General features: G+C 71.8%; 25 protein-coding genes and 2 pseudogenes. 17 read left to right on the forward strand and 10 right to left on the reverse strand.

The features are described 5' to 3' along the window. Nucleotides 1–46: 46 nt before the first annotated feature. Both ygfZ and KRR39_RS22600 read left to right on the forward strand, forming a co-directional pair. Nucleotides 47–1012 (forward strand): CAF17-like 4Fe-4S cluster assembly/insertion protein YgfZ, encoded by a 966-nt coding sequence (gene ygfZ / locus KRR39_RS22595; protein ID WP_254185356.1) that lies wholly within the window; start codon nucleotides 47–49, stop codon nucleotides 1010–1012. Then, complete coding sequence (locus tag KRR39_RS22600) at nucleotides 1009–1437, forward strand: VanZ family protein (RefSeq protein ID WP_216939603.1); 429 nt, start codon at nucleotides 1009–1011, stop codon at nucleotides 1435–1437. The genes ygfZ and KRR39_RS22600 overlap by 4 nt, the downstream gene beginning before the upstream one ends. 579 nt (nucleotides 1438–2016) lie before the next feature. Here KRR39_RS22600 and KRR39_RS22605 read toward each other — a convergent pair. Further along, nucleotides 2017–2220: a hypothetical protein gene (locus tag KRR39_RS22605; RefSeq protein WP_216939604.1), complete on the reverse strand. Its 204-nt coding sequence runs from the start codon at nucleotides 2218–2220 to the stop codon at nucleotides 2017–2019. A 164-nt stretch (nucleotides 2221–2384) separates the two neighbouring features. On the opposite strand from KRR39_RS22605, the gene KRR39_RS22610 reads away from it, so the two are divergent. The 4 genes and pseudogenes from KRR39_RS22610 to KRR39_RS22620 all read left to right on the forward strand — a co-directional run bounded on the left by KRR39_RS22610 (nucleotide 2385) and on the right by KRR39_RS22620 (nucleotide 5160). Beyond that, complete coding sequence (locus tag KRR39_RS22610; protein WP_216939605.1) at nucleotides 2385–3035, forward strand: hypothetical protein; 651 nt, start codon at nucleotides 2385–2387, stop codon at nucleotides 3033–3035. A gap of 115 nt (nucleotides 3036–3150) precedes the next feature. Further along, nucleotides 3151–3321, forward strand: a pseudogene (locus KRR39_RS26405) (GDP-mannose 4,6-dehydratase); the annotation flags it as partial. Nucleotides 3322–3439: 118 nt separating this feature from the next. Further along, nucleotides 3440–4195 (forward strand): annotated as a pseudogene (locus KRR39_RS22615) (GDP-mannose 4,6-dehydratase); the annotation flags it as partial. Continuing rightward, on the forward strand, nucleotides 4192–5160 hold the full coding sequence (locus tag KRR39_RS22620; RefSeq protein WP_216939606.1) for a GDP-L-fucose synthase family protein: 969 nt from the start codon (nucleotides 4192–4194) through the stop codon (nucleotides 5158–5160). The pseudogene KRR39_RS22615 and the gene KRR39_RS22620, both read left to right, overlap by 4 nt. Before the next feature lie 2 nt (nucleotides 5161–5162). Here the strand turns inward: KRR39_RS22620 and manA are convergent, their stop codons facing one another. From manA to cysD, 3 genes are read right to left on the reverse strand one after another with little or no spacing between them, the layout of a single operon-like run. Further along, entirely contained in the window at nucleotides 5163–6407 is a 1245-nt protein-coding gene (gene manA, locus KRR39_RS22625) for a mannose-6-phosphate isomerase, class I (protein ID WP_216939607.1), read from the reverse strand. A 35-nt stretch (nucleotides 6408–6442) separates the two neighbouring features. Then, nucleotides 6443–7693 carry a sulfate adenylyltransferase subunit 1 gene (locus KRR39_RS22630; protein WP_216939608.1) on the reverse strand — a complete coding sequence of 417 codons (1251 nt, stop codon included), beginning with the start codon at nucleotides 7691–7693 and terminating at the stop codon, nucleotides 6443–6445. Further along, the gene (gene cysD / locus KRR39_RS22635) at nucleotides 7693–8607 is read right to left on the reverse strand and encodes a sulfate adenylyltransferase subunit CysD (RefSeq protein WP_216939609.1); all 915 of its coding nucleotides are present in this window, start codon (nucleotides 8605–8607) and stop codon (nucleotides 7693–7695) included. The genes KRR39_RS22630 and cysD overlap by 1 nt, the downstream gene beginning before the upstream one ends. A 132-nt stretch (nucleotides 8608–8739) precedes the next feature. Between cysD and KRR39_RS22640 the strand changes: the two genes are divergently transcribed. Next, a complete protein-coding gene (locus KRR39_RS22640; protein ID WP_216939610.1) occupies nucleotides 8740–10053 on the forward strand; it encodes a UDP-glucose dehydrogenase family protein in 1314 nt (437 codons plus the stop codon). Nucleotides 10054–10065: 12 nt separating this feature from the next. Here KRR39_RS22640 and KRR39_RS22645 read toward each other — a convergent pair whose 3' ends face one another. Together KRR39_RS22645 and rfbB are read right to left on the reverse strand one after the other, a co-directional pair. Continuing rightward, a complete protein-coding gene (locus tag KRR39_RS22645) occupies nucleotides 10066–10815 on the reverse strand; it encodes a hypothetical protein (RefSeq protein WP_216939611.1) in 750 nt (249 codons plus the stop codon). 6 nt (nucleotides 10816–10821) lie between these two features. Continuing rightward, nucleotides 10822–11811 carry a dTDP-glucose 4,6-dehydratase gene (gene rfbB, locus KRR39_RS22650; protein ID WP_216939612.1) on the reverse strand — a complete coding sequence of 330 codons (990 nt, stop codon included), beginning with the start codon at nucleotides 11809–11811 and terminating at the stop codon, nucleotides 10822–10824. A 20-nt stretch (nucleotides 11812–11831) separates the two neighbouring features. On the opposite strand from rfbB, the gene rfbA reads away from it, so the two are divergent. After that, on the forward strand, nucleotides 11832–12698 hold the full coding sequence (gene rfbA, locus KRR39_RS22655; RefSeq protein ID WP_216939613.1) for a glucose-1-phosphate thymidylyltransferase RfbA: 867 nt from the start codon (nucleotides 11832–11834) through the stop codon (nucleotides 12696–12698). Nucleotides 12699–12713: 15 nt separating this feature from the next. Here rfbA and galE read toward each other — a convergent pair whose 3' ends face one another. After that, complete coding sequence (gene galE, locus KRR39_RS22660) at nucleotides 12714–13718, reverse strand: UDP-glucose 4-epimerase GalE (RefSeq protein ID WP_216939614.1); 1005 nt, start codon at nucleotides 13716–13718, stop codon at nucleotides 12714–12716. A gap of 163 nt (nucleotides 13719–13881) precedes the next feature. After that, nucleotides 13882–14745, reverse strand: a complete 864-nt coding sequence (gene rfbD, locus KRR39_RS22665) for a dTDP-4-dehydrorhamnose reductase (protein ID WP_216939615.1) — start codon at nucleotides 14743–14745, stop codon at nucleotides 13882–13884. 31 nt (nucleotides 14746–14776) lie between these two features. Between rfbD and KRR39_RS22670 the strand changes: the two genes are divergently transcribed. Continuing rightward, nucleotides 14777–15394, forward strand: coding sequence for a dTDP-4-dehydrorhamnose 3,5-epimerase family protein (locus KRR39_RS22670; RefSeq protein WP_254185357.1), 618 nt, complete (start codon nucleotides 14777–14779; stop codon nucleotides 15392–15394). A gap of 58 nt (nucleotides 15395–15452) precedes the next feature. Here the strand turns inward: KRR39_RS22670 and KRR39_RS22675 are convergent, their stop codons facing one another. Together KRR39_RS22675 and cysC are read right to left on the reverse strand one after the other, a co-directional pair. Beyond that, nucleotides 15453–16439 carry a sulfite exporter TauE/SafE family protein gene (locus KRR39_RS22675; RefSeq protein WP_216939617.1) on the reverse strand — a complete coding sequence of 329 codons (987 nt, stop codon included), beginning with the start codon at nucleotides 16437–16439 and terminating at the stop codon, nucleotides 15453–15455. Further along, nucleotides 16436–17716 (reverse strand): adenylyl-sulfate kinase, encoded by a 1281-nt coding sequence (gene cysC / locus KRR39_RS22680; protein ID WP_216939618.1) that lies wholly within the window; start codon nucleotides 17714–17716, stop codon nucleotides 16436–16438. The genes KRR39_RS22675 and cysC overlap by 4 nt, the downstream gene beginning before the upstream one ends. A 125-nt stretch (nucleotides 17717–17841) precedes the next feature. Here cysC and KRR39_RS22685 point away from each other — a divergent pair, with 125 nt between their 5' ends. From KRR39_RS22685 to KRR39_RS22720, 8 genes are all read left to right on the forward strand, one after another. Then, the gene (locus tag KRR39_RS22685) at nucleotides 17842–18801 is read left to right on the forward strand and encodes an asparaginase (protein WP_216939619.1); all 960 of its coding nucleotides are present in this window, start codon (nucleotides 17842–17844) and stop codon (nucleotides 18799–18801) included. Nucleotides 18802–19156: 355 nt separating this feature from the next. Next, nucleotides 19157–19771, forward strand: coding sequence for a hypothetical protein (locus KRR39_RS22690; RefSeq protein ID WP_216939620.1), 615 nt, complete (start codon nucleotides 19157–19159; stop codon nucleotides 19769–19771). A gap of 64 nt (nucleotides 19772–19835) precedes the next feature. Then, nucleotides 19836–21560, forward strand: a complete 1725-nt coding sequence (locus KRR39_RS22695; protein WP_216939621.1) for a DUF4012 domain-containing protein — start codon at nucleotides 19836–19838, stop codon at nucleotides 21558–21560. A 106-nt stretch (nucleotides 21561–21666) separates the two neighbouring features. Further along, nucleotides 21667–22053: a helix-turn-helix domain-containing protein gene (locus KRR39_RS22700; RefSeq protein ID WP_216939622.1), complete on the forward strand. Its 387-nt coding sequence runs from the start codon at nucleotides 21667–21669 to the stop codon at nucleotides 22051–22053. 1 nt (nucleotide 22054) lies between these two features. Further along, on the forward strand, nucleotides 22055–22567 hold the full coding sequence (locus KRR39_RS22705; RefSeq protein ID WP_216939623.1) for a hypothetical protein: 513 nt from the start codon (nucleotides 22055–22057) through the stop codon (nucleotides 22565–22567). Between the two features lie 159 nt (nucleotides 22568–22726). Beyond that, nucleotides 22727–23017, forward strand: a complete 291-nt coding sequence (locus KRR39_RS22710) for a DUF2516 family protein (protein WP_216939624.1) — start codon at nucleotides 22727–22729, stop codon at nucleotides 23015–23017. Between the two features lie 111 nt (nucleotides 23018–23128). Continuing rightward, entirely contained in the window at nucleotides 23129–24601 is a 1473-nt protein-coding gene (locus tag KRR39_RS22715; protein WP_216939625.1) for a sugar transferase, read from the forward strand. Nucleotides 24602–24655: 54 nt separating this feature from the next. Further along, the gene (locus tag KRR39_RS22720) at nucleotides 24656–25660 is read left to right on the forward strand and encodes a DNA topoisomerase IB (protein WP_216939626.1); all 1005 of its coding nucleotides are present in this window, start codon (nucleotides 24656–24658) and stop codon (nucleotides 25658–25660) included. The last annotated feature ends 60 nt before the right edge of the window (nucleotides 25661–25720 follow it).

The following is a 25720-nucleotide window of genomic DNA, read 5'->3' on the forward strand; positions in this document are numbered from 1 at the left end:
GTGCCCCCCGATGGGTTCAGCCAGTGTGTCGACGAGAGGTGACGACGTGTCCACGAGTCCCAGCCCCCTGCTCGGTCTGCCCGGAGCGGTGGCCGGCAACGGCGTCGACGCCCCGGTCGCGGCCCACTACGGGTCCTTCACCGGTGAGCAGCGCACCCTGGAGGCCGGCGACGGCTTCGTCGACCTCTCGCACCGCGAGGTGGTCCGGGTCAGCGGCCCGGACCGGCTCACCTGGCTGCACTCGCTGACCTCCCAGGCCCTGGACCGGCTGCAGCCGCGGGTGCCGACGGCCACGCTCGTGCTCAGCCCCCAGGGCCACGTCGAGCACGCGCTGTACGGCGTCGACGACGGCGAGTCCTTCACCGCGCACGTGGAGCCGGGCGAGGCGGCCGCGCTGGTCGCCTGGCTCGACCGGATGCGGTTCATGATGCGCGTCGAGGTGGCCGACGTGACCGACGAGCTCGCGGTGACGTGGCGGCCGTCGGCCCGGATCGACGCGGCGCCGTACTCCGGCTACGACCTGGTCCCGCGCGCCGAGCTCCCGGCGTACGCCGCAGCGGCCGGTCCCGCGGCGGGCACCTGGGCGTTCGAGGCGTTGCGGATCGCGCGCGGGGAGCCCCGGCTCGGTCTCGACACCGACCACCGGACGATCCCCAACGAGGCCGGCTGGATCGGCACCGCGGTGCACCTCGACAAGGGCTGCTACCGCGGCCAGGAGACGGTCGCGCGGGTGCACACGCTGGGCAAGCCGCCGCGTCGGCTGACCCTGCTGCACCTCGACGGCTCCGACAACCGGCTGCCCGCGCGCGGCGCCGACCTGGTGCTCGGCGAGAAGGTGGTCGGGTTCGTCGGCACCAGCGCCCGGCACCACGAGCTGGGCCCGATCGCGCTCGCACTGGTCAAGCGCAGCGTCCCGGTGGACGCGACCCTCGTGGCCGACGGGCTCGCCGCCGGCCAGGAGGTCGTCGTCGACCCCGACGTGGGGCTGCACGTCCGCCCGTCCCTGCGGTGACCCGGAGCGCCCGGGTCGCCGGGCTGCTCCTGTCGGTCTACCTCGTGCTGCTCCTCGTCGCCCTGCTCGCCCCGGAGTCCGGCCGGCAGACCGAGGCGGTGTACTGGCTCCAGCACCTGCTGGCCCGGGTCGGCGTCGACGGTCCCCAGGTCACCTACGACCGGCTCGAGGTGGTGGGCAACGCGCTGATCGTCGTACCGGTGGCGCTGCTGGGCTCGGAGATCCGCCCCGCCTGGAGCTGGCGGGACTGGACGGCGCTGGCCTTCCTCGGGTCCCTCGCCGTCGAGACGGTGCAGGGTCTCCTGCTCCCCGACCGGCAGGCCGCCTTCAGTGACGTGGTGGCGAACACCGTCGGTGCGCTCGCCGGGGCGCTGCTCTTCCGTCTCCTTCGCCCTATGCTGCGGGCCAAGGGCTCCGAACGGTAGGACGGGCAAGGGGGCGGGCACGGTGACCACGAAGCGACCGGGTCGCACGCAGAAGATCGCCAGCGACCTGACGCCGTTGACCGCGTCCCAGCCGGACATCGACGCCCGCATCGGCTGGCTGCTGGCGATGTCGCGCCTGCACCACCCGGACGAGTCCTACCAGGACGGCCGCCGGTTCGCCGAGGCGCTCGGCGACGCCGGGACCCCGGTCAGCCGCAGCCTGCTGAGCCGCTGGGAGTCGGGGGAGATCCCGATCTCCTACGAGGCGATGACCGGCTACGAGCAGGTGCTCGGCCTGCCGGTCGGGCAGATCTCGTCGATCACCGGCTACATCCGGGCCTCGATCCCGGCCGTCCGGGCGCGGGTGGTCCGTCCCAAGCTCGACCCGACGTCCGCGGCGTTCGCCGACCGGCTGGACGACCTGATCGACCTCGCCGAGCACGGCCCGGTCCTGGCCCGTGACTGGCAGGAGCTGGGCTGGCACCTCACCGCGGCTCCGATGATCCACCTGCGGCGGGGCACCTGGGAGATCCTCGCCCAGCGGCTCGTCAGCCAGCTGCCGCGCTCCATCAAGGTCTGCTACCGGCAGCTCAGCACCGCCGCGATGAACATGGCGGCGGTGCCCCGCGCCCAGGACTTCATGGCGGAGGCGATCGCGCGGTACACCTCGGTCCCGGGCGTCCAGGTGATCACCAGCCCGGTCGGCCTGCTCGACCGGCTGCCCACCCGGCAGGCGGCCCGCCTGGTGCTGGAGTTCTTCGACCACCCGGAGAACGGCCTCACCTACGGCACCGGGATCTGGCTGGCCACCCAGAAGATCGTCCGCGGGGACTTCGACCAGGCCGAGCGCACCCAGCTCGACATGCTGATCCTCAAGGCCTGGCGCCGCAACCCGCAGCAGGCCAGTGCCGACCTCGCCGAGCTGATCGCCGAGCTGCCCCCCCGGCATGCGGGCCACCCTGGTCCAGGCGGCCGACAAGGCAGGGCGGCGCAAGCTCGGCTACGTCGTGACGCACGGCGAGGAGATCCTCGCGGCCAAGGCGGAGCAGTTCTCCGCCGAGCTGGCGGCCGGGGCGCGGGCGCGTGCCCCGCAGGAGCCGGCGTACGACGAGGACCGGATGCTGCCGCGGCTGATCCGCGAGGCGCTGTTCCACCGGGACTCCGAGCGCCGGCACCTCGCGGCGATGCTGATCGCCTCGTCCCCGTTCGACTCCGGCGTCACCGACGAGCTGCTGGCGCGGCTGGCCGGCCGCGCCTACCCGGACTGGATGCGGGCACGGTTCGCCACCCTGGTCCGCTACCTCAGCGCGGACACCCACCGGATGCGGATGCTGACGCTCGTCGACGACCCCTCCGACGAGGTCGCCGCGCCGGCCATCCAGGGACTGGGGCACCTGAGCCTCAACGCGATGTCCGACCTGGCCGTGCGCAACTCCCTCGGTCCGGTCTGGTCGCACCGCGAGCGCGCCAAGATGTACGTCCTCGGGATGACCGGTTCCCCGGGCCTGCAGGCGATCACCAAGAGCAGGGACGCCGTCGACTGGCAGAAGGCGGCCGCCCGCTGGTGGATCGACCAGGGGCCCGCGATCCGGGAGTGACCGGATGCCGGGGCGGGGCCTGCGGCCGGGCACGGCGGTCGCGTAGGGTGGCACGTCGGTCGGCCACGACCGACCGGCCGTCGTGGGGCATTCGAACGAGGATGGGTTGAGAGCTGTGAAGCGTGCACTGATCACCGGGATCACCGGGCAGGACGGGTCCTACCTGGCCGAGCTGCTCCTCGGCAAGGGGTACGAGGTCCACGGCCTGATCCGGCGGGCGTCGACGTTCAACACCTCGCGCCTGGACCACCTCTACCAGGACCCGCACGACACCGGCGCCCGGCTCTTCCTGCACTACGGCGACCTGTCCGACGGCGCCCGGCTGGTGACGCTGATGCACGAGATCGCCCCCCGACGAGGTCTACAACCTCGGCGCCCAGTCGCACGTCCGGGTCAGCTTCGACGAGCCCGAGCACACCGGCGACACGACCGGCATCGGCGCCATGCGGCTCCTCGAGGCGGTGCGCCTCGCCGGCGTGAAGTGCCGCTACTACCAGGCCTCCAGCTCGGAGATGTTCGGCGCGACGCCGCCTCCGCAGAACGAGGACACGCCGTTCTACCCGCGTTCGCCGTACGGCGCCGCCAAGGTCTACGCCTACTGGGTCACCAGGAACTACCGCGAGGGCTACGGCATCTACGCGGTCAACGGCATCCTGTTCAACCACGAGTCCCCCCGCCGTGGCGAGACCTTCGTGACCCGCAAGGTCACCCGCGCGGTCGCCCGGATCCAGGCCGGCCTCGACGACTACGTCTACATGGGCAACCTCGACTCGATCCGTGACTGGGGCTACGCCCCGGAGTACGTCGAGGGCATGTGGCGGATGCTGCAGGCCGACAAGCCCGACGACTACGTCCTCGCGACGGGCGGCAACTTCACGGTCCGCGACTTCGTCGTCACCGCCTTCGAGCACGCCGGGCTGGACTGGGAGAAGCACGTCCGCTTCGACGAGCGCTACCTGCGCCCGACCGAGGTCGACGCCCTGGTCGGCGACGCGAGCAAGGCCGAGCGGGACCTGGGCTGGAAGGCGCAGGTCGACACCGAGCGTCTCGCCCGGATCATGGTCGACGCGGACATCGAGGCCCTCAAGCACGAGGGCCGTCCGTGGATCGACCAGCCGGACCTCGAGGGCTGGCCGCAGCTCAAGCTCCCGCGCGCATGAGCGAGGGTTTCCGCGCCGGACCGCTCGACCGGGACGCGACGTTCTACGTGGCGGGCCACCGCGGGCTGGTCGGGTCGGCCATCTGGCGCACCCTCGAGGCCGCGGGCTTCACCGGCCTGGTGGGCGCGACGTCCGCCGAGCTCGACCTCACGGACCGGGCCGCGGTCTTCGAGCACCTGGCCCGCATCAGGCCGCGCTACCTCGTCCTCGCGGCCGCGAAGGTCGGCGGGATCATGGCCAACTCGACGTACCCCGTCGACTTCCTGAGCAACAACCTGCAGATCCAGGTCAACGTCATGGACGCCGCCCTGGAGCACGGCGTCGAGCGTCTGCTGTTCCTGGGCTCGTCCTGCATCTACCCGCAGCTGGCCGCGCAGCCGATCCACGAGGACTCGCTGCTCACCGGCCACCTCGAGCCCACCAACGACGCCTACGCGATCGCCAAGATCGCCGGCATCCTGCAGGTCCAGGCGGTGCGTCGCCAGTACGGCCTGCCCTGGATCTCCGCGATGCCGACGAACCTCTACGGTCCCGGCGACAACTTCTCCCCGCAGGGCTCCCACCTGCTGCCCGCGCTGGTGCGTCGCTACGACGAGGCGGTCCGCGACGGCCTCGACGAGGTGACCAACTGGGGTACCGGTACGCCGCGCCGCGAGCTGATGCACGTCGACGACATGGCCGAGGCGTGCCTGCACCTGCTCGAGAACTACGACGGGCCGCAGCAGGTCAACGTCGGCACCGGTCGGGACGCGACGATCCGGGAGATCGCCGAGGTGGTCGCCGAGGTCACCGGGTTCCAGGGCCGGACGCTCTGGGACACCACCAAGCCCGACGGCATGCCGCAGAAGCTGCTCGATGTCAGCAAGCTCGCCGGCGAGGGCTGGACCGCGCGGGTCGGCCTGCGGGACGGCATCGCGGCCACGGTCGCGTGGTACCGCGAGCACGCCGGCGACCTGCGCGAGTAGCCCTAGGCGGGCGTGCGGGCGATCGCGAAGCGGCCGGTCCCGGACAGCCGGGCCAGGCCGTCGTTGTCCTCGACGAACACCGACTCGCCGGGGGTGAGGGTCTCCTCGGCCTTCCCGGCCGCGACCCGGACCTCGCCCTCCAGGCACAGCACGATCATCGGGCGGACGTCCTCGGCGGCCGGCTCCTGGCCGTCGATCGATCCCACCACCAGCTCGAACTCCGAGACCGGCGGGGAGAGCACCGTGCCCTCGGCGTCCCGCAGCGGGCTGCCCACCCACAGGGGCGGCGGGATCGGCGTGAAGTTGGTGATCTCGAGGAGCTCGGGGATGTCCACGTGCTTGGGCGTCAGGCCGGCCCGCAGCACGTTGTCCGAGGCCGCCATGATCTCCACCCCGAAGCCGGACGTGTAGGCGTGGATCACGCCCGCGTCGATGAACATCGCCTCGCCGGCGGCCAGCACCACGTGGTTGAGCAGCAGCGTCACGAGCACGCCGGCGTCGTCGGGGTAGCGGTCCACCAGCGGCGGCGTCTGGGCGAACACCCGGAGGCTCTCGCGCTCCAGGCTGCTCGGCTCCACGGCCACCGGCCGCATCCGGGGCTGCGGACGGTGCCAGCGGGCCTCGGCGTCGGCGGCCGCCGTACGCAGCTCCTGGAGCCGCCCCTGCAGCTTGGTCCCGGACGTCGCCAGCAGGGCGGTGACCACGCGCCGCAGCGTCTGGAAGGGCGTGGGCGTGTTCTCGAGCTGGTCGGCGATCTCGTCGAGCCAGGGCAGGCCGAGCTCCCGCAGGATCGCGACGGTCTTCGCGATCTCCCGGAAGCCGGCCATCCCCTCGAACCGGGTCAGCGCGAAGATCAGCTCCGGCTTGTGCGAGGCGTCCTGGTAGGACCGCTCGGGCGCGTCCATCGCGATGCCGGCGGCGTTCTGCTCGGCGTAGCGGATCCGGGCCCGCTCGCTGGTGGGGTGCACCTGCAGCGAGAGCGGCTCGGCGGCGGCCAGCAGCTTCATCAGGAACGGCAGCCGGGGGCCGAACGTGTCGACCGTGCGCAGCCCCAGGCTGGACACCGGTGAGTCCTGGATGACGGCGTCGAGCCCACGCCCGTCCTCGACGCGCGAGGGGTCGGCCGGGTGTGCGCCGAACCACATCTCCGCCATCGGCTCGTCGCCGACCGGCAGGTCGCACAGCCGGGGGATGTGGGTCCGTGAGCCCCAGGCGTAGGCACGCACCGGGTTGGTCAGGCGGTGCATGGTCGTCCCCCGCGGCTCGTCAGGCGTCCCGGCGATCAGGAGCCGGAGTTGATCATCCCGGCGCCGACGGTGACCCCGGTGGCCTCGTCGATCAGGATGAAGGAGCCCGTGGTGCGGTTCTTGGAGTAGGGGTCGCACAGCAGCGGGACCGTCGTGCGCAGCTGCACGCGACCGATCTCGTTGAGGCCGAGCTCCTTGGTCTCCTTGTCCCGGTGCAGGGTGTTCACGTCGAGGCGGTACTGGATGTCCTTGACCAGCGCACGACCCGACCGGGTGGTGTGCTTGATCGCGAGCTTCTGGCGCGGACGCAGCGGCTCGTTGGTCATCCAGCAGATCATCGCGTCGATGTCCTGGCTGGGCTTCGGGGCGTTCTGCGGGCGGCAGATCATGTCGCCGCGCGAGACGTCGACGTCGTCCTCGAGGCGGACGGTCACCGACATCGGCGGGAACGCCTCCTCGATCTCCTGGTCGAACAGGTCGATGCCGGCGATCTTGCTGGTCATGCCGGACGGCAGCACCAGCACGTCGTCACCCGGCTTGAGCACCCCGCCCGCCACACGGCCGGCGTACCCGCGGTAGTCGTGGTAGGCGTCCGACTTGGGCCGGACGACGTACTGCACGGGGAACCGGGTGTCGACGAGGTCGCGGTCGGAGGCGACGTGCACGTTCTCGAGGTGGTGCATCAGCGACTGGCCGGAGTACCAGTCCATGTGCTCGCTGCGGGTCACCACGTTGTCGCCCTTGAGGGCCGAGATCGGGATGATCTCGAGGTCCGGGATGTTGAGCTTGGCCGCGAACGACGTGAACTCGGCGTGGATCCGGTCGAAGACCGCCTCGTCGTAGTCGACGAGGTCCATCTTGTTGACCGCGAGCACGAGGTGCGGGACCCGGAGCAGCGACAGCAGCACGGCGTGCCGGCGGGACTGCTCGGTCAGGCCCTGGCGGGCGTCGACGAGCACCAGGCCGAGGTCGGCTGTCGAGGCGCCGGTGACCATGTTCCGGGTGTACTGCACGTGCCCGGGGGTGTCGGCGATGATGAACTTGCGCTTGGGCGTGGCGAAGTAGCGGTAGGCCACGTCGATGGTGATGCCCTGCTCGCGCTCGGAGCGCAGGCCGTCGGTCAGCAGCGACAGGTCGGTGTAGTCGTCACCACGGGACTTCGAGGTGGCCTCGACGGCCGCGAGCTGGTCCTCGAAGATGCCCTTGGCGTCGAGCAGCAGACGCCCGATGAGGGTGGACTTGCCGTCGTCGACGGAGCCGGCGGTGGCGAAACGAAGCAGGTCCATCAGAAGTAGCCCTCTTTCTTGCGGTCTTCCATGGCCGAGTCGGAGAACCGGTCGTCGCCCCGGGTGGCGCCGCGCTCGGTGACCCGGGCGAGGGCGATCTCCTCGATGATCTCGGCGGTGGTGGCGGCGCCGCTCTCGACGCAGCCGGTCTGGGTCATGTCACCCACGGTCCGGAAGCGCACCGTCAGCTCCTCGACGGTCTCGCCGCCCTTGGGCTGCACGTGCTCGGACTCCGAGAGCAGCATGCCGTCGCGGCGGATCACCCGGCGCTGGTGCGAGAAGTAGATCGCGGGGATCTCGATCTCCTCGCGGTGGATGTAGTCCCAGATGTCGAGCTCGGTCCAGTTGGACAGCGGGAAGATCCGCATGTGCTCGCCGCCGTGGATCCGGCCGTTGTAGAGCGACCAGAGCTCGGGCCGCTGGAGCTTGGGGTCCCACTGGCCGAACTCGTCGCGGTGGGAGTAGACGCGCTCCTTGGCGCGGGCCTTCTCCTCGTCGCGGCGCCCGCCACCGAAGGCGGCGGTGAAGCCCTCCTCCTCGATGACGTTGAGCAGCGTGCCGATCTGGAGACGGTTGCGCGAGGTCTTGCCGTCGTCGACGACGATGCCGTTGGCGATCGCCTCGTCGACCGAGGCGATGACCATCCGGACGCCCAGGCGGTTCACCCAGTTGTCGCGGGTCGACAGGACCTCGGGGAAGTCGACTCCGGTGTCCACCTGCAGCACCGGGAACGGGATCTTGGCTGGGTGGAACGCCTTCTCCGCCAGTCGCAGCATGACGATGGAGTCCTTGCCGCCCGAGAACATCAGGACGGGCTTCTCGAACTCGGCCGCGACCTCGCGGAAGATGTGGATCGACTCCGCCTCCAGCTCGTCGAGCTGGCTCAGGCGGTAGTCCGCATGGGTGGATGACATCGTCTGGAGGGACCTCTCGTCGGGGAGCAGCCGTCACTCTACCGAGTGGGAGGGGCGTGGCCACGTCGGCGCCACCTGGTGAGGTGACGGTTCTCTCGGCGGGGGGTCCCACCAGCATCTAGACTTCCCCGAATGCGCATCTCTGTCTTCGGCTGTGGCTACCTCGGCGCCGTCCACGCCGCCTGCATGGTCAAGCTCGGCCACGAGGTCGTCGGCATCGACGTCATCGAGGCCCAGGTCACCGCCCTCGCGGAGGGCCGGGCGCCGTTCCACGAGCCCGGCCTGCCCGAGCTGCTCGAGGAGGCGCTCGCGACCGGTCGGCTGCGGTTCTCCACCGACGCGGCCGAGGCGGCCGGTGCCGAGGTGCACTTCGTGTGCGTCGGCACCCCCCAGAAGCGCGGCGAGAACGCCGCCGACCTGCGCTACGTCCAGGCCGCCGTCGACGACCTGATCCCGCACCTGAGCCCCGGTGACGTGGTCGTGGGCAAGTCCACGGTCCCGGTCGGCACCGCCGAGAACATCGCCGCCCGGCTGTGGAAGGACGCCCCCGAGGTCACCCTGCTGTGGAACCCCGAGTTCCTGCGCGAGGGCCACGCGGTCGACGACACCCTGCGCCCCGACCGCTTCGTGTACGGCGTCCAGGCCGGCGAGGCGGACGCACGTGCCGTCGCCCGGCTCGACGAGGTGTACGCCGTGGCGCTGGCCGACGGCACGCCCAAGCTGGTGACCGACCTGGCCACCGCGCAGCTCGTCAAGGTCGCCGCCAACTCGTTCCTGGCCACCAAGATCTCCTTCATCAACGCGATGGCCGAGCTGTGCGAGGCCACCGGCGCCGACGTCACCCAGCTCGCCGACGCGATCGGGCTCGACGACCGGATCGGCCGGCGGTTCCTCGACGCCGGTCTCGGCTTCGGCGGCGGCTGCCTGCCCAAGGACATCCGGGCGTTCATGGCCCGCGCCGGTGAGCTCGGCGCCGACCAGGCCCTGTCCTTCCTGCGCGAGGTGGACGCGATCAACATGCGCCGCCGGGTGCGGATGGTCGACCTGGCCCGCGAGGAGCTCGGCGGCTCGATCGTGCAGCGCAGGATCGCCGTCCTGGGGGCGGCCTTCAAGCCGCACAGCGACGACGTACGCGACTCGCCCGCCCTGAGCGTGGCCGCCCAGATGCAGCTGCAGGGCGCCTCCGTCACCGTCACCGACCCGTGGGCCGTGCCGAACGCACGCAAGAAGTGGCCCGACCTGACCTTCGTCGACAACGTCGAGGACGCGCTGCGCGGCGCCGAGCTGGTCCTCGTGGGCACCGAGTGGCCGGAGTACGTCGCCCTCGACCCGGAGAAGGTCAGCCGGCTCGTCAAGGACCGCCGGATCATCGACGGACGCAACTGCCTGGACCCGACCGCCTGGCGCGACGCGGGCTGGACCTACCGTGCCCTCGGACGCCCGTAGCCGCGGTCGTCGCTAGCGGCGCGACCGTCCGCCGAACAGGCCGATCACGATCAGCGCCGCACCCACGACGGCGACCGGGAGCAGGGTGCTGACGACCCCGGACCACTCGGACCGGAGCACCTCGGCACCGGCGACGACGAGCGGGTCGTTGCTCGCCGAGCGGACCACCGACGGGAGCAGCCGGAACAGCAGCGCCGACGCGCCGCAGGCGAGCAGCACCGTGATCCCGACCGAGCGGACCGTGCGCAGCCGCGGCGAGACGACGAGCGCGACCAGCAGGAGGGCACCGGCGACCAGGCCGCCGACCGTCCAGATCCGGTGGCTCAGGTCGCGCGCCTCGGTGAGCCGGTCGAGGTACCGCGACGGCACGGACACCTCGGCGCTCCCGGTGGCCCCGGCGACCCGGCCGGCGATCGCGGACTGGCCGTTGGCCCGGAGCTCGCGGACGACCTGGGACCGCAGCCCGGACAGCGAGACGCTTCCGTCGGCACCCACCTGCACGCTCTCCAGGGCCTTGCGGGTCGCGGGTGAGTCCGCCGCAGCGTCGACCCGGGAGCGTACGGCGGCCGGCAGCCGGTCGTAGCCCGGCACGGCGCGGGTCAGCAGCTCCTGGCGCAGGTCGTCCTGGCCCAGGGCCCGGCCGAGCAGCTCGCCGGCCCGGCTCTGGTCGAGGAGCAGTTGGTCGGCGACGTAGCTCGTGAGCGCGGCGGTGCCGGCGAGGAACGCGAGCAGGAGGGCGAGGCCCGAGACGAAGCGGCGCACGGCGTCCTAGCGGGTGAGCGCCGCGCGACGCTTGAGCGGCTCCCACCAGTCGCGACGGGTGCGGTACCACTCGACGGTGTCCGCGAGGCCCTGCTCGAACGAGACCTGCGGTTGGTAGCCGAGCTCGTCGCTGATCTTGGAGATGTCGACCGAGTAGCGACGGTCGTGGCCGAGCCGGTCCGTCACCCGCTCGACGAGGTCCCAGCCGGTGCCGGTCGCCTCGAGGAGCAGGCCGGTGAGGTCCTTGTTGGTGAGCTCGGTGCCGCCGCCGATGTTGTAGACCTCGCCGGGGCGCCCGCCGGTGAGCACCAGCCAGATGCCGCGGCAGTGGTCGTCGACGTGCAGCCAGTCCCGGACGTTCGCCCCGTCGCCGTACAGCGGGACCGACGCGCCGTCGATCAGGTTGGTCACGAAGAGCGGGATGACCTTCTCGGGGAACTGGAACGGGCCGTAGTTGTTCGAGCAGCGCGTCACGCACACCGGGAGGCCGTGGGTGCGGAAGTAGGCGCGGGCCAGCAGGTCCGAGGAGGCCTTGGACGCGGAGTACGGCGAGTTCGGCTCGAGCGGCTGGTCCTCGGCCCAGGAGCCGGTGTCGATGGAGCCGTAGACCTCGTCGGTGGAGACGTGCACGAACTTGTCGACTCCGTGGTGCAGGGCCACGTCGAGCAGGGTCTGGGTGCCCACCACGTTGGTCATCACGAAGTCGGCGGCGCCGAGGATCGAGCGGTCGACGTGCGACTCGGCGGCGAAGTGCACGATCGCGTCCACGTCGGCCACGAGCTCCTGCGCCAGCGCCCGGTCGAGGATGTCGCCCTCGACGAAGGTCAGCCGGGGGTCCTCGGAGACGGGTGCGAGGTTCGCCAGGTTGCCGGCGTAGGTCAGCTTGTCCAGCACGACGACGGAGTCCGGCTCGGACCCGCCCCAGGCACCGCGGAGGGCCTGTCGCACGAAATGCGAGCCGATGAAGCCCGCGCCGCCGGTCACGAGAAGTCTCATGGTCCGGCAGACTAACCGACATGCGCGGAATCATCCTGGCCGGTGGCACCGGCACACGGCTCCACCCGATCACCATGGGCATCAGCAAGCAGCTGGTCCCGGTCTACGACAAGCCGATGATCTACTACCCGCTGACCACGCTGATGCTGGCTGGCATCCGCGACATCCTGCTGATCACGACCCCGTTCGACGCGCCGCAGTTCGAGCGGCTGCTCGGCGACGGGTCGCAGTACGGCATCAACCTCACCTACGCCCAGCAGCCCGCCCCGGACGGTCTCGCCCAGGCGTTCACGATCGGCGCGGACTTCATCGGCAGCCAGACCAGCGCGCTGGTCCTCGGTGACAACCTGTTCTACGGGCCGGGCTTCGGCCGCAAGCTCGAGCGGTTCCAGGACGTCGACGGCGCCGCGGTGTTCGCCTACTACGTGTCCGACCCCTCGGCGTACGGCGTCGTGGAGTTCGACGAGAGCGGCCGCGCCCTGTCGCTGGAGGAGAAGCCGGCCCGGCCGCGCAGCAACTACGCGATCCCGGGGCTCTACTTCTACGACAACGACGTCATCGAGATCGCCCGCGACCTGAAGCCGTCGGCCCGGGGCGAGTACGAGATCACGGACGTCAACCAGGCCTACCTCGACCAGGGGCGGCTCAACGTCGAGGTGCTCGAGCGCGGCTTCGCCTGGCTGGACACCGGCACCTTCGACTCGCTCAACGACGCCAGCAACTTCATCCAGACCGTCGAGCACCGGCAGGGCCTCAAGATCGGCTGCCCGGAGGAGGTCGCCTGGCGGGAGGGGTTCCTCACCGACGACGAGCTCCGCCAGCGCGGCGAGGCGCTCGCCAAGTCCGGGTACGGCGCCTACCTGCTGCAGCTGCTCGAGGCGCGCTGACCGGCGGGTCGGGTCTCAGGCGTAGCCGAGGACCTCTTCGCGGCGCGCGTTCCACGCCAGCGCGGAGGTGATCCCGTCGGCCAGCGAGAGCGTCGAGCGCCAGCCGAGGACCTCGGCGGCCTTGTCCACGTTGGCGAACGCGCCAACGGCGTCCCCGGGGCGCGGCGGTGCGTCCACCGTCGGCACGGCGCGGCCGAAGACCTGCTCGAACGTGCTCAGCAGCTCGCGGACGGTGACGCCCTCGCCGGTGCCGATGTTGATCACGCTGCTCGTCGTACCCAGGCTGGCGAGGGCATCGTCGAACTGCTCGACGGCCGCGACGTGGGCCTGCGCCAGGTCCCACACGTGTACGTAGTCCCGTAGGCCGGTCCCGTCCCTCGTCGGGTGGTCCGTGCCGGTCACCGCGAAGGCCTCGCGCCGGCCGGTCGCGGCCAGGACCAGCTGGCCCAGGACGTGCGAGGGGGTGCGGGCGTAGACGCCGGACTCCAGGTCGGGGTCGGAGCCGATCGGGTTGAAGTAGCGAAGGATGAGCGCCCGCAGCTCGGTGGCCTCGGCCATGTCCTGGAGAATCTGTTCCATCATCCACTTGGTCCGCGCATACGGCGAACCCGGGTCGAGCGGGGCCTGCTCGTCCACCTCGAAGTCGTCGACCGTGCCATACAGCGACGCCGAGCTCGAGAAGACCACCCGCGGCTTGCCCAGTGCCACCAGCTCGTCGAACAGCTCCAGGGACTTGGCGACGTTGTCGCGGTAGTAGAGCACCGGCTGCGCCACCGACTCCGGCACGACGATCCGTGCGGCCATGTGGATCGTGCAGTCGAGGTCGGGGTGCTCGTCGACGACGCGGCGCAGCAGCGCGCGGTCGGCGACGTCGCCCTCGTAGAACGCGCGGTCCTTGACGAACGCCCGGGGCCCGGTGAGCAGGGAGTCGAGGATGACCGGGGTGTGGCCGGCCGCCTCGAGCGCCTTCGCTGTGGTGGATCCGATGTAGCCGGCGCCGCCGGTGACGAGAACCTTCATGCGGCAAGACCATAGTGGGCGCCGTCGCGCTCCGCACGACGCCATGCCCTTCGAGTTCGGGTCGGAGACCGAGGAGCTGCAGTTCACGGCGCCACCCGGAGCCACACACCGATGCGTCTCTCCCACAGTGACGGCCGCGCTGCAGCCGGCGAGGGTGGGAGTGTCAGGCCAGCACCGCGGTGGCCGCCTCGGCCCAGCGGGACTCCCAGTCGCCGATCGGCTCGAGCCCGAGCCGGACCAGGGCGTCGTGCCCCAGCACCGAGTACGCCGGGCGGGGCGCGGGCCGCACGAACTTGTCGCTCGTGGTCGGCATGACCGTCGACGACTCGAGGCCGGCGGCCACGACCACGCGCTGTGCGAAGTCGAACCAGGTCCCCCGTCCCGACGAGGTGGCGTGGTAGGTCCCTGCGGGCGCGTCGGCCTCGACCAGCGCGAGCACCAGGCCGGCGACGTCGACGGTCCAGGTGGGCTGGCCGACCTGGTCGTCCACGACGCTCACCTCGCCGCGCTCCCGTGCGACCCGGGCGATCGTCTTGGGGAAGCAGCCTCCGTGGGCGCCGTACAACCAGGCGGTGCGGACGATCAGGTGCCCGTCCGGCAGCTCCGTGCGCACGGCCTCCTCGCCGCTCGCCTTGGTGCGGCCGTAGGCCGAGCGGGGCGTCGCCGGGGCGTCCTCCTCGTACGGCGAGGTGGCCGACCCGTCGAACACGTAGTCGGTGCTGATCTGCACCAGGCGGGCGCCGTGCTCGCGGGCGGCGCGGGCCAGCGCACCGGGCGCCGTGCCGTTGATCGCCCGCGCCTGGTCCTCGTGCTCCTCGGCGTCGTCCACCGCGGTCCAGGCGGCCGCGTTGACCACCACGTCGTGGCCGGCGACGGCGCGGTCGAGGGCGGCCTCGTCAGTGACGTCCAGGGTGTCCCGTCCGGCCGCGGTCACCTCGTGCCCCTGGGAACGCAGCAGGTCCACGAGGTCTGTTCCGAGCATGCCGGCCGCACCGGTGACGAGCCACTTCCACGAGGTTCCTTCCATCGACGGGGTGGACCGTCCGTACCCTACGCAGGTGGAGACAAGAGAGCTGAGCATCGCCGGCGCCTTCGAGATGACCCCGAACATCATCGGCGACTCGCGGGGTGCGTTCCTCGAGTGGTTCCGTGCCGACCGGTTCGCCGAGCTGACCGGCCACGACTTCTCCCTCGTGCAGGCCAACTGCTCGGTGTCGTCGGCCGGTGCGCTGCGCGGCGTGCACTTCGCCGACGTGCCGCCGAGCCAGGCGAAGTACGTCACCTGTCCCGCGGGCGCCCTGGTGGACGTGGTCGTCGACCTCCGGGTGGGGTCACCGACGTTCGGGCACACCGAGATGATCCGGCTGGACGACGAGAACCGGAAGGCGGTCTACCTCGCCGAGGGCCTCGGCCACGCGTTCCTCGCGCTGGAGGACCGGACCGTGATCCAGTACCTCTGCTCGGCGCCCTACGCGCCCGGACGGGAGCACGGCGTGCACCCGCTCGACCCGGCGCTCGGCATCGCCTGGCCGACCACGGACCGCGCCGGCCGGCCGCTCGAGCTGCTGCTGTCGGAGAAGGACGCCCAGGCGCCGACCCTCGCCGAGGCGGAGCGGTCCGGGCTGCTGCCGTCGTACGACGAGGCCCTGGCCTACGTCGCCTCGCTGCGCTGCTGACCCGGCCGCTCGAGCCGCCCCGGCTGGTCGAGCCTGTCGAGACCACTCCCGACGACGCCTACCGCGGCTCGGGCTGCTCCACGGCACCCGCGTCCGGCCGCGCCGGGACGCCGTCGGGGTCGTCGACCGGCCGCCAGGCCGCGGCGTTGTTGTCGAAGGCCGGCAGCCCGCGCGACTGCCGGACGAACCCCCAGACCAGCGGGCCGAGCAGCAGGAGTGCCGCACCGATCAGGCCGACGATCTCCGGGGGGACCCCGAGCATGTTCAGCCCGGTCAGCGACAGCACGATCACGATGCCGCGCCGGATCACCGACTGGGAGACCCAGTTCGCCAGCCGGGCGCCGAGGAAGGTGCCCGGTGAGCCGCCCAGGATCAGCGGGATCAGCACCGCCCACTCGACGCCGCTGACCAGCACGTGGCTGATCGCCGCGGACAGCACCAGAGGGACCGCCTGGACCAGGTCGGTGCCGACCAGGCGCACCGCGGACAGCGTCGGGTAGAGCAGCAGCAGCGCCACCATGATCAGCGAGCCGGAGCCGACGGACGTGATGCCGACGAGCAGGCCGCCGACCGCGCCGACGAGCAGGGTCAGGGCCGGCTTGAGCTTCGGATCGTCCTGCCGCAGCGTGTTGCCGGCGGTGACGTACCGCAGCTGGATGTACATCCGCAGTGCGTAGGTGGACGCGGTGAACAGCAGCGCCACGCCCAGGGCCTGCTTCAGGAAGTCCTCCTGGGCCTCGACGTCGCCGATGGCGTTGACGATGAACGCGCCGGCGAAGGCGGTGGGCACCGAGGCGCACATCAGCAGCCCGGCCAGCTTGAGGTTGGGTCGGCCGACCTTCCAGTGCACGGCCGCGCCCACGGACTTGTTGACCGAGGCGGCGACCAGGTCGTTGGCCACCGCGACCGTCGGGTTGATGCCCAGGAAGATCAGCGCCGGGGTCATCAGGGCGCCGCCGCCCATCCCGGTCAGCCCGACGACGATCCCGACGCCGAAGCTGACCAGCAGCACCGACAGTGCGCTGGTGGTGAGGAGGTCCGTCACGATGCACCTTCCGTGGGGGTGGTCCCGGCCGCTACCGGAGCCAGGAAGCCGGCGTCGTACAGGTGGGTCAGCACGTCGTCGAGACAGTCCTCGATGGTCCGACCCGTGGTGTCCACGCGTACGGCGGCGTCGTCGGGCTCCTCGTAGGGCGAGGAGATGCCGGTGAACTCGGGGATCTCGCCGCGCCGCGCCTTGGCGTACAGGCCCTTGCGGTCGCGTCGCTCGCACTCCTCGAGCGGGGTGGCCACGTGCACCAGGACGAACGCGCCGCCGGCCTCGTCCACCATCGCCCGGACCTGCCGGCGGGTCTCGTCGAACGGCGCGATCGGGCTGCAGATCGCGATCCCGCCGTGCCGGCTGATCTCCGCCGCGACCCAGCCGATCCGGCGGATGTTGGTCTCGCGGTCGGCCCTGGAGAAGGTCAGCCCGGCCGACAGGTTCCGCCGGACCACGTCCCCGTCGAGGCTGGTGACGGTGCGGTCGCCCCGCTCCAGGACGACGTCGTGCAGCGCCCGGGCCAAGGTCGACTTGCCGCTGCCGGACAGCCCGGTGAAGAACAGCACCAGGCCCTGCTCGTCGGGTCCCGGGCGGTCGGCGTCGACGACGTCCGCGACCACGTCGGGCAGCTCGCCCTCGCCCGGGACGCCGAGCACGTCGCCCGGTGCGTAGGCCGCCACGACCCGCTGACCGAGCCGGTGATCGGACTCCGCGTCATCACGGGAGGCGAGCGGGACGGCCACCACGGAGGCGTCGTCGAGCAGGTCGGCGGCGGCCAGCGTGGCGCGCAGCAGCCCCGGGGCCGAGAGCCCCTCGGGCGTGCCGGTGCCGGTCAGCGCGAGCAGCAGCACCGGTCGTCCGGCGGCGCTGTCCCGGATGGTGTCCAGGTCCGCGGCGGTCAGCGGTCCGGCGACCGGCACGGTCAGCGTCCCGGCGTCGTGGGTCTCGGCCACCTGGGCGGGGGAGAGGTACAGCCGGCGGAACGCGCCGAACTGGTGGTGGGTGAGCGGGGTGACGGCTCCGCTGATCCCGGTGCGGTCGCCCGCGTCGTACGTCGACCCGACGGAGACCCGGGCGAGCGGCAGGCCCTCGGGGTCGACGAGCTCGAGCGCCCCCGCGTCCGCGGCCGCGGCGGCGACCACGGTCGGCACGGTGAGCGTGACGAGGCCGCCCGGCCCCTCGAAGCCGGCCAGCCCGAAGGCGCCGTGCGCCAGCAGCTCCAGGTCGTCGAGCTCGCGGGGGGTGGGGCAGTGCTGGGGTACGGCTGGCTGGTCGGGCACAGGGCAAGGATGCCGCACGCGTGCCGTGCGCCCGCGACAGGCTCGGCCCCGACCGGCACGGGGCCGGGTCGGGGTGACGGGAGGCCCGGGTCGACCTGGCGCCCGGCGTGGATAGGGTCGGCGGCATGCCGCAACCTGTCGTCGTCGCCGAGATCGTCCGCTCCGGGTTCGTGGAGGGGCACCACTACGGCTCCGTCGCCGCGCTGGAAGCGGACGGCCGGGTCGCCTGGTCGGTCGGGAACGTGGAGAGCGCGATCCTGCCGCGGTCGTGCAACAAGCCGCTGCAGGCCGTCGGCATGCTCCGGGCCGGCCTGGACCTCGACGGGGACCTGCTGGCGCTGGCGTCGGCCTCGCACTCCGGCGAGCCCTTCCACCTCGAGGGCGTGTGCCGGATCCTCGCCGGCGCCGGGCTCGACGAGACCGCCCTGCAGACCCCGCCGGACTACCCGATCGACGACCAGGCGCGCGAGGAGTACCTCCGGTCCGGCGCCGCGAGGTCCTCGATCGCGATGAACTGCAGCGGCAAGCACGCCGCGATGCTGGCGACCTGCGTGGCCAACGGCTGGGACACCGCGACCTACCTCGACGCCGCGCACCCGCTGCAGGTGGCGATCGCCGAGGCGTTCGCGGACCTGACCGGCGAGAAGGTCGAGGTCGTCGCGGTCGACGGCTGCGGCGCCCCGCTGCTCTCGACCTCGCTGACCGGCCTGGCCCGGGCGTTCCGGGCGTTGTCCCTGGCCACCGAGGGGCCGGAGAAGCGGGTCGCCGACGCGATCCGCGCGTTCCCCGAGTTCACCTCCGGCACCCGCCGGGACGAGGCCGCGCTGCTGCGGGCGATCCCGGGGTCGATCGGCAAGGCGGGCGCCGAGTCCTGCCACGTCGTCGCCCTCGCGGACGGCCGCGCGGTGGCACTCAAGACCGACGACGGTGCGGCCCGGGTCCGCCCGGTGCTGATGGCGGCCGCGCTCGAGCGGCTCGGCGTCACCGGGGAGTCCTGGGTCGACGGCGCCGCGGTACGACGGACCGGCGTCGTGGAGCTGCTCGGCGGCGGTCGGCCGGTCGGCGAGATCCGCGCCACGTTCTAACGCGCGCGGTCCGGAGGTAACTAGGCGAATGCACCAATATGACTAGGTGCGCATAGCCCAGATGGGCCAACTAAATGGTCGGTCCGGTGCATTTGTCCGTTGCCTCTGGTAACGGGAGGTCTACGTTGATAGGATCATCTCGGATCAGTGGCCGGGGGGCCACAGCTGGCACGGTCCGGACAGCTTCAAGGGGTTCTGAGGTCGCTCCCGGTCACACCGGGAGGCGGCGGTTGCGGGGATGAGTCACCCCCGCGGGCCGACGGCTCGACCGACGGGTGATTGAGAAGGTCCGGTCTCGTGTCTGGGGGGTCCAGCACAGGCCGCACACCATTCCCAGACTCCGGGGGCTCCTTCCATGCGCAACTCCACTCTCTCCAGGACGGTCACCGCCGGTTTCGTCGGCGCGCTGTTCACCCTTTCGCCCCTGGCGGTCACGAGCGCGAACGCCGCTCCGCCGGCCGACTGCCCGTCGTACCCTAACCAGGTCACGACGAGCGTCACCGTCACCGCGACGCCGGCGTCGCCCTCGGTGGGACAGACCTTCACCGCCACCGCCACCGTCGTCGCGGACAACGCGCCGGTGTCGTCCGGCACGGTGACCTTCGGCTACGCGGGCGACTCCGCGACGCACGCGCTCTCCGGCGGCGTCGCGTCGACCACGTTCACCGCGCACCAGGGCAGGTTCCCCGTGTCCGCGAGCTACGGCGGCAGCTGCCAGTCTGGTGGCGTCGCGCTCGGCACCGGCGGTGGCCGGTTCCCGGTGGTCGCGGGCGTTTCCGGCATCGGCGGTGGCGACACCCCCAGCGGCTCGGAAGTCGCCGGTGTGTCCGGCACGCGGGCCTCGGGGGTCGCGGGTCTGGCCGGGACCGGCCTGAACGCGCAGACGGAGCTGTACGGCGTGCTGGGCCTCGGCCTGGTCGCCGTGGGTGGTCTCACCCTCCTGGTGCACCGCCGTCGGGTCCAGGCCTGAGCAGCTCTGCCCCTCCCTGTGACGTCTGCTCGACGTGAGCGGACGTAGCAAGGTGCCTCGGCGGTTGCCGGCCCTCCTCGGTCTGCTGGTGCTGCTCCTGGTGGGCTTCACCGGCTGGCAGGCGCTCCAGGCCAAGACCGAGCTCGAGAAGGTCGCCGGGGACTTCGACGCCCTGGGCGGCCAGATCGCTTCCGGCGACCTCCCGGCCGCGCGGGCAACGTTGGCCGAGGCGCAGACGAACGCCCGCGCCTCGGTGCGGCACACCCGGGGCCCCGGGTGGTGGGTCGCCGCGAGGCTCCCGCAGCTGGGGCCCAACGTCGAGGCGATCCGCACGGTCGCCGGGACCACCCAGAGGCTCGCCGACGGGGTGCTGCCGGACGTGGTGTCCACCGCCGCGACGCTCAGCCCGGACAGCCTGCGCCCGGTCGACGGTCGGATCGACCTCGCTCCGATCGCGGCCAGCGAGCCGGCCGTGGTCCGCGCCGCCAGCCGGCTGGCGACCGAGTCCGACCGGGTCCAGCGGATCGACCCCACCCCGCTGGTGACCCAGATCGCGGCTCCCGTGGAGGAGCTGCAGACGCGGATCGCCGACGCCGCGGACCTCGCCGACCGCGCCTCGCGGGCCGTGCGGCTGCTGCCGCCGATGCTGGGCGGCGACGGCCGGCGGACCTACCTGTTCCTGTTCCAGAACAACGCGGAGGTCCGCGCCACCGGTGGCATCCCGGGAGCGTTCGCGACGATCACCGCGGACCGCGGCAGGCTGACGCTCGGCCGGCAGGACGATGCGAGGACGATCGGCGAGTTCCGCCGGCCGCCGACACCGCTCACCGCCGAGGAGCGGGCCGTGTTCGGCCCCGGGCTCGGGCTGTTCCCCCAGGACGTGAACTTCACCCCGGACTTCCCGCGCTCCGCGCAGCTGGTGTCGGGGATGTACCGCGCGACCAACCGCCGCACGGTCGACGGGGTCGTCTCGGTCGATCCCGTCGCACTGTCGTACCTCCTGCGCGGCACCGGGCCGGTCCGCGCAAGTGGCCGCGAGCTCACCGCCGACAACGCCGTGCAGCTGCTGCTCAGCCAGGTGTACGCCGACATCGCCGACCCGGACCGGCAGAACGTATTCTTCGACGCCGCGGCCCGCAGCGTCTTCGACGCGGTCTCGTCGGGCACGGGCGACCCGCGGACGCTGCTCGAGGGCTTGGTCACCTCCGCCTCGGAGCGTCGGCTGCTGGTCTGGTCGGCCCATCCCGGAGAGCAGCGGCTGCTCGCCCCCACCGCGCTCGGCGGCGGCCTCGCCGCCCATGACCCGCACGCGCCGCAGGTCGGCGTCTACCTGAACGCCGCGCTGCCCTACAAGCTCGACTACTACCTCGACCACGAGGTCGCGGTCCGGTCCGTCTCGTGCGTCGGGGACCGTCAGCAGCTCACCACCACGGTCACCCTGCGCTCGACGGTGCCCAAGGACCTCTCCTCGCTGTCGGAGTACGTGGCCCCCCGCGCGGTGCCGCTCTTCGGCGCCGGCACCATCGCCACCACCGTCTACTTCTTCGCTCCCGAGGGCGGGTCGTTGCGCTGGCTGTCCGTCGACGGCGAGCGGGAGAAGGTCGTCCGCCAGTCGTTGGACGGCCGCACGGTCTTCGCCCGCACGATCACGCTCAAGCGCGGCCAGCAGCGGTCCCTCACCGTCGACGTGCTGGCCGGCCCCGGGCAGACCGGCACCCCCGAGGTGCGGACCACGCCCGGCGTGCGGAGCACCGGGCTGGGCGCGATCCAGACGTCTGCCTGCTCCTAGCGCGCACTCCTGACGCAGGTTTCGCCCAGGTAAACAAGCCAGTCTGTGGCCTCACTCACGCCCTCTCGGCTTGCATGTGCTAGCAAGAGTTAGCACTATGGAGGGCATGGCCAAGTTCGGAGTCGGCAAGACCGTCGAGACACTCGGGGACTATCTCCGGGAACAACGTCTCGCGGCGTCGCTGTCCCTGCGGCAGCTCGCCGAGCAGACCGGCGTGTCGAACCCGTACCTCAGCCAGATCGAACGAGGGCTCCGCAAGCCCTCCGCCGAGGTGCTCCAACAGCTCGCCAAAGGGTTGCGCATCTCCGCGGAGACGCTCTACGTCCGCGCCGGGATCCTCAACCTCGACGACAGCGAAGTCCGCTCCGTCGAGCTGGCGATCCTCGCCGACAGCGGGCTGACCGAGCGACAGAAGCAGTCGCTGCTGGACGTGTACCAGTCGTTCCGGGCAGCGAACCCCCACCCGAGCAGCACCAGCACAGGAGGAAACTGACATGGCGAAGACCATCAGCACCACCAAGGCCAACCCGATCCGTCCGTTCTACGCCGCCGTGGGTGGTGTCGACGTCGCCGTCGCGTTCGCGCGCACCGGCCTCTCCGACGTGCAGACCCGCCTCGCCAAGGTCGAGCTCGAGCCCAAGGCGCTCGTCGGCCAGGTGCAGGCCGAGGCCAAGGCCGTGCCGTCCCGCGTCGAGGCGCGCATCAACGAGCTCGTCGCCGAGCTCAACGGCACCGTGGACGACCTGAACAAGCAGTACGTCGACCTCGCCTTGCGCGGCAAGAACCTCGTCGGCCGGATCCGTCGCCAGCAGGCCACCCAGGACCTGAAGGCCGAGACCCGGAAGACCACCACCAAGGCGAAGACCACCACCACGCAGGCCAAGAAGGCCACGTCCACGGTGAAGTCCTCGGCCAAGGCCACCGGCACCACGGCGAAGAAGACCACCACCGCCGCGAAGAAGGCCACCACCGCTGCTGCCGCCAAGACCGGCACGACCGGCGTCTGAAGGACTGCGGGCGGTCCTAGCCGGCTCGTCGCACCCGGCGAGCACGACGAGGGCCAGCCGACGCTCTTCTGAGCGCCTCGGCCCCGCACCCGCAGCATCCCGACGGGCCCCGACCACACGGTCGGGGCCCGTCGGCGCGTGCCGGGCTATCCTGGTGACGTGCTCGCCGTCTTCCAGATCCAGAACGCCTTCGTGCTGGCCATCTCGCTGGTGGTCTTCCTCCTGCAGGCCTGGGCGTTCGTGGACGCGGTGTCCCATCGGGCGGAGGCCTTCGTCGCCGCCGACAAGCTCACCAAGCCGACCTGGCTGATCATCTTGGGCGTCGCCCTCGGCGCGCACATGCTGATCTGGAGCCCGTTCAGCTTCCTGAACCTCATCGGGGCGGTGGCCGGCATCGTGTACATCGTGGACGCCCGGCCCGCCCTGCGCGCCGTCACCGGCCGACACTGAGGTCGTGGGGCGGGTCTTCCCTCGACGGCTCACTCGGGTTACTCCCACACATATCAGGCATTTCGTTTATCCTTGAACCATTCACGAAGCGTGTGGGCGTAGGGGGGTCGCGTGGCAGTCTCGGACGACCCGCGGGTCGCGCTGCCCCGTGCGTTCGACCGTGAGCGGACCCGGGGCGACATCCGGCTGGTGCTCGCCATCACCGCGATCCTCGACGTCATGGTCATCGTGCTGGCGATCATCCTCGCCTGGGACCTGCGGGTCGCCTTCGACGTGTTCGCCACCGAGCTGGTTGGCGCCGACGACCTGATCGTGCAGGCGACCCCCTGGGTCATCAGCGCCTGGTTCCTGATGCTGATCGCGCAGGGCGCCTACTCCGCGCGGCACTTCGGGGCGGGTGCGGCGGAGTACCGCTCCGTGGCGCTCGCCTCGCTGTTCGCCGCCGCGCTCGTGAGCACCGCCTGCTACCTCCTGCAGGTGCCGCTCTCCCGCGGATTCCTCCTGCTCTCGTTCCTCCTGGGCGGCCCGCTGCTGCTCGTCGAGCGGTTCGCGCTGCGCAAGGTCGTGCACCGGATGCGGAGGAGCGGCCGGCTGCTGCACCGCGTCATCGCGGTCGGCGGGCCCTCCGGCATCGGCGAGGTCGTCGACTCGCTGCGCCGGGCGCAGTACGTCGGCTACGAGGTCGTCGGGGCCTGCGTCCCCGAGGGCATGACCGTCGAGGAGGACCGTTTCCCGGTGCCGGTGCTGGGCACCGTCGGCGACACCCGCCGGCTCTGCAACGAGTGGGGCGCCGACACGGTCCTGGTCGCACGGGGTGGCTACGGAACCTCGCACGACCTGCGCCGCATCGCCTGGGACCTGGAGGGCTCCAGCATCGACCTCGTCGTGGTGCCCAGCCTCACCGACGTGGCCGGCCCGCGCATCCACATGCGCCCGGTGGCCGGCCTCCCGCTGCTGCACCTCGAGCAGCCGCAGGCGGGCGAGGCCGGCGGCATCTCCAAGCGGGCCTTCGACGTCCTGTTCGCCGGGCTGGCGCTGCTGCTCCTGGCCCCGCTGCTCGCGGTCGTCGCGGTCCTGGTCAAGGCGCAGGACGGCGGGCCGGTGCTGTTCCGCCAGTCCCGGGTCGGGCGAGGTGGCCAACCCTTCGGGATGCTGAAGTTCCGCTCGATGGTGGTCGACGCCGAGCAGAGGCTGGGCGAGCTGTACGAGCAGAACGAGGGCGACGGCCTGCTGTTCAAGATCAAGGCCGACCCGCGGATCACCCCGCTGGGCAGGTTCCTGCGCCGCTACTCGGTCGACGAGATCCCGCAGCTGGTCAACGTGCTGCGCGGCGAGATGAGCCTCGTCGGGCCGCGACCCCCGCTGTCCTCCGAGGTGGACCGGTACGCGATCGACGTACACCGGAGGCTGCTGGTGCGGCCCGGCCTGACCGGGCTGTGGCAGGTCTCCGGCCGGTCCGGGTTGAGCTGGGACGAGTCGGTGCGGCTCGACCTGTACTACGTGGACAACTGGTCGATGACCACCGACCTGGTGATCATCGCGAAGACCGTGCGCGCCGTGATCCGGTCCACCGGCGCGTACTGAGCCGGCCCGGGGACGAGCACCGTTTGGGGCGGGACCGCGCGGGAACCTCCTGCCATGGTCCGCCTCCGCACCGTCACCCCCGGCACCCGGGGGTGGACGCGCCGCCGCGTCGGCAAGAACTTCTCCTACGTCGACCACACCGGCGCCCGGCTGCCGGCCGAGGACGTCGCCCGGATCAAGGCGCTGGTGATCCCGCCCGCGTGGGAGGACGTCTGGATCTGCCCCGTCCCGAACGGCCACATCCAGGCGGTCGGCGTCGACGCCGCGGGCCGCAAGCAGTACCTCTACCACCCGGACTGGCGCACCCGGCGCGACCAGCTCAAGTTCGAGCGCGTGACCGAGGTGGCCCGTCGGCTCTCCACGACCCGCGCCGCCGTCCTGGAGCATCTCGCGCTCGACGGGATGCCCCTGGAGCGGGCCGCCGCGACCGCCGTACGCCTGCTGGACCTGGGCTACTTCCGGATCGGCTCGGACGTCTACGCCGGGGACAACGGCAGCTTCGGGCTCACCACCCTCGAGCGCCGGCACGTCACCCGCGCGCGGGACAAGCTGGTGTTCTGCTTCGTCGGCAAGTCGGGGGTCGAGCACTGCATCGAGATCGACGACCCGCTGTCGGTCGCGGCCGTGGAGACGATGCGCCGGCGGCGGAGCAAGGACGCCCGGCTGCTCGCCTACAAGGAGGACCGCAGCTGGCTGGTGCTGGACGCCGCGCGGGTCAACGAGTACCTCGCCACCTCGACGGGCGGCGAGATGACCGCCAAGGACTTCCGGACCTGGCACGCGACCGTGCTGGCCGCGGCCGCCCTGGCGTCGAGCGAGGAGCCCGGGGACACCCAGGCCTCCCGCAAGCGGGCGGTGCGGCAGGCGATGGTCGAGGTGTCGGAGTACCTCGGCAACACCCCGGCGATCGCCAGGTCGTCCTACGTCGACCCGCGCGTGGTGGACCTCTACGAGGGCGGTACGACGATCGCGTCGACCGTGCGGGCGCGGCACAAGACCCCCGAGCTGCGGCAGGCTGCGATGGAGCGCGCGGTGCTGAGGATGCTGGAGAAGGCCTGACCCGATGAGTTCGGGACGGCGACCTGGTCTGCCCTGGCGTGAACACTTCCGCTGAACCTC

It is taken from the genome of Nocardioides panacis (genome assembly GCF_019039255.1).
Lineage (GTDB): Bacteria > Actinomycetota > Actinomycetes > Propionibacteriales > Nocardioidaceae > Nocardioides_B > Nocardioides_B panacis.

Coding starts and splice junctions, on each gene's coding strand:
- KRR39_RS22620 (WP_216939606.1), top strand. CDS start 4,192: ATGAGCGAGGGTTTCCGCGCCGGACCGCTCGACCGGGACGCGACGTTC.
- KRR39_RS22630 (WP_216939608.1), bottom strand. CDS start 7,693: ATGGACCTGCTTCGTTTCGCCACCGCCGGCTCCGTCGACGACGGCAAG.
- manA (WP_216939607.1), bottom strand. CDS start 6,407: ATGCACCGCCTGACCAACCCGGTGCGTGCCTACGCCTGGGGCTCACGG.
- rfbA (WP_216939613.1), top strand. CDS start 11,832: ATGCGCGGAATCATCCTGGCCGGTGGCACCGGCACACGGCTCCACCCG.
- KRR39_RS22685 (WP_216939619.1), top strand. CDS start 17,842: ATGCCGCAACCTGTCGTCGTCGCCGAGATCGTCCGCTCCGGGTTCGTG.
- KRR39_RS22640 (WP_216939610.1), top strand. CDS start 8,740: ATGCGCATCTCTGTCTTCGGCTGTGGCTACCTCGGCGCCGTCCACGCC.
- cysD (WP_216939609.1), bottom strand. CDS start 8,607: ATGTCATCCACCCATGCGGACTACCGCCTGAGCCAGCTCGACGAGCTG.
- galE (WP_216939614.1), bottom strand. CDS start 13,718: ATGAAGGTTCTCGTCACCGGCGGCGCCGGCTACATCGGATCCACCACA.
- rfbB (WP_216939612.1), bottom strand. CDS start 11,811: ATGAGACTTCTCGTGACCGGCGGCGCGGGCTTCATCGGCTCGCATTTC.
- KRR39_RS22720 (WP_216939626.1), top strand. CDS start 24,656: ATGGTCCGCCTCCGCACCGTCACCCCCGGCACCCGGGGGTGGACGCGC.
- KRR39_RS22700 (WP_216939622.1), top strand. CDS start 21,667: ATGGCCAAGTTCGGAGTCGGCAAGACCGTCGAGACACTCGGGGACTAT.
- KRR39_RS22705 (WP_216939623.1), top strand. CDS start 22,055: ATGGCGAAGACCATCAGCACCACCAAGGCCAACCCGATCCGTCCGTTC.
- KRR39_RS22690 (WP_216939620.1), top strand. CDS start 19,157: ATGCGCAACTCCACTCTCTCCAGGACGGTCACCGCCGGTTTCGTCGGC.
- rfbD (WP_216939615.1), bottom strand. CDS start 14,745: ATGGAAGGAACCTCGTGGAAGTGGCTCGTCACCGGTGCGGCCGGCATG.
- KRR39_RS22610 (WP_216939605.1), top strand. CDS start 2,385: ATGCGGGCCACCCTGGTCCAGGCGGCCGACAAGGCAGGGCGGCGCAAG.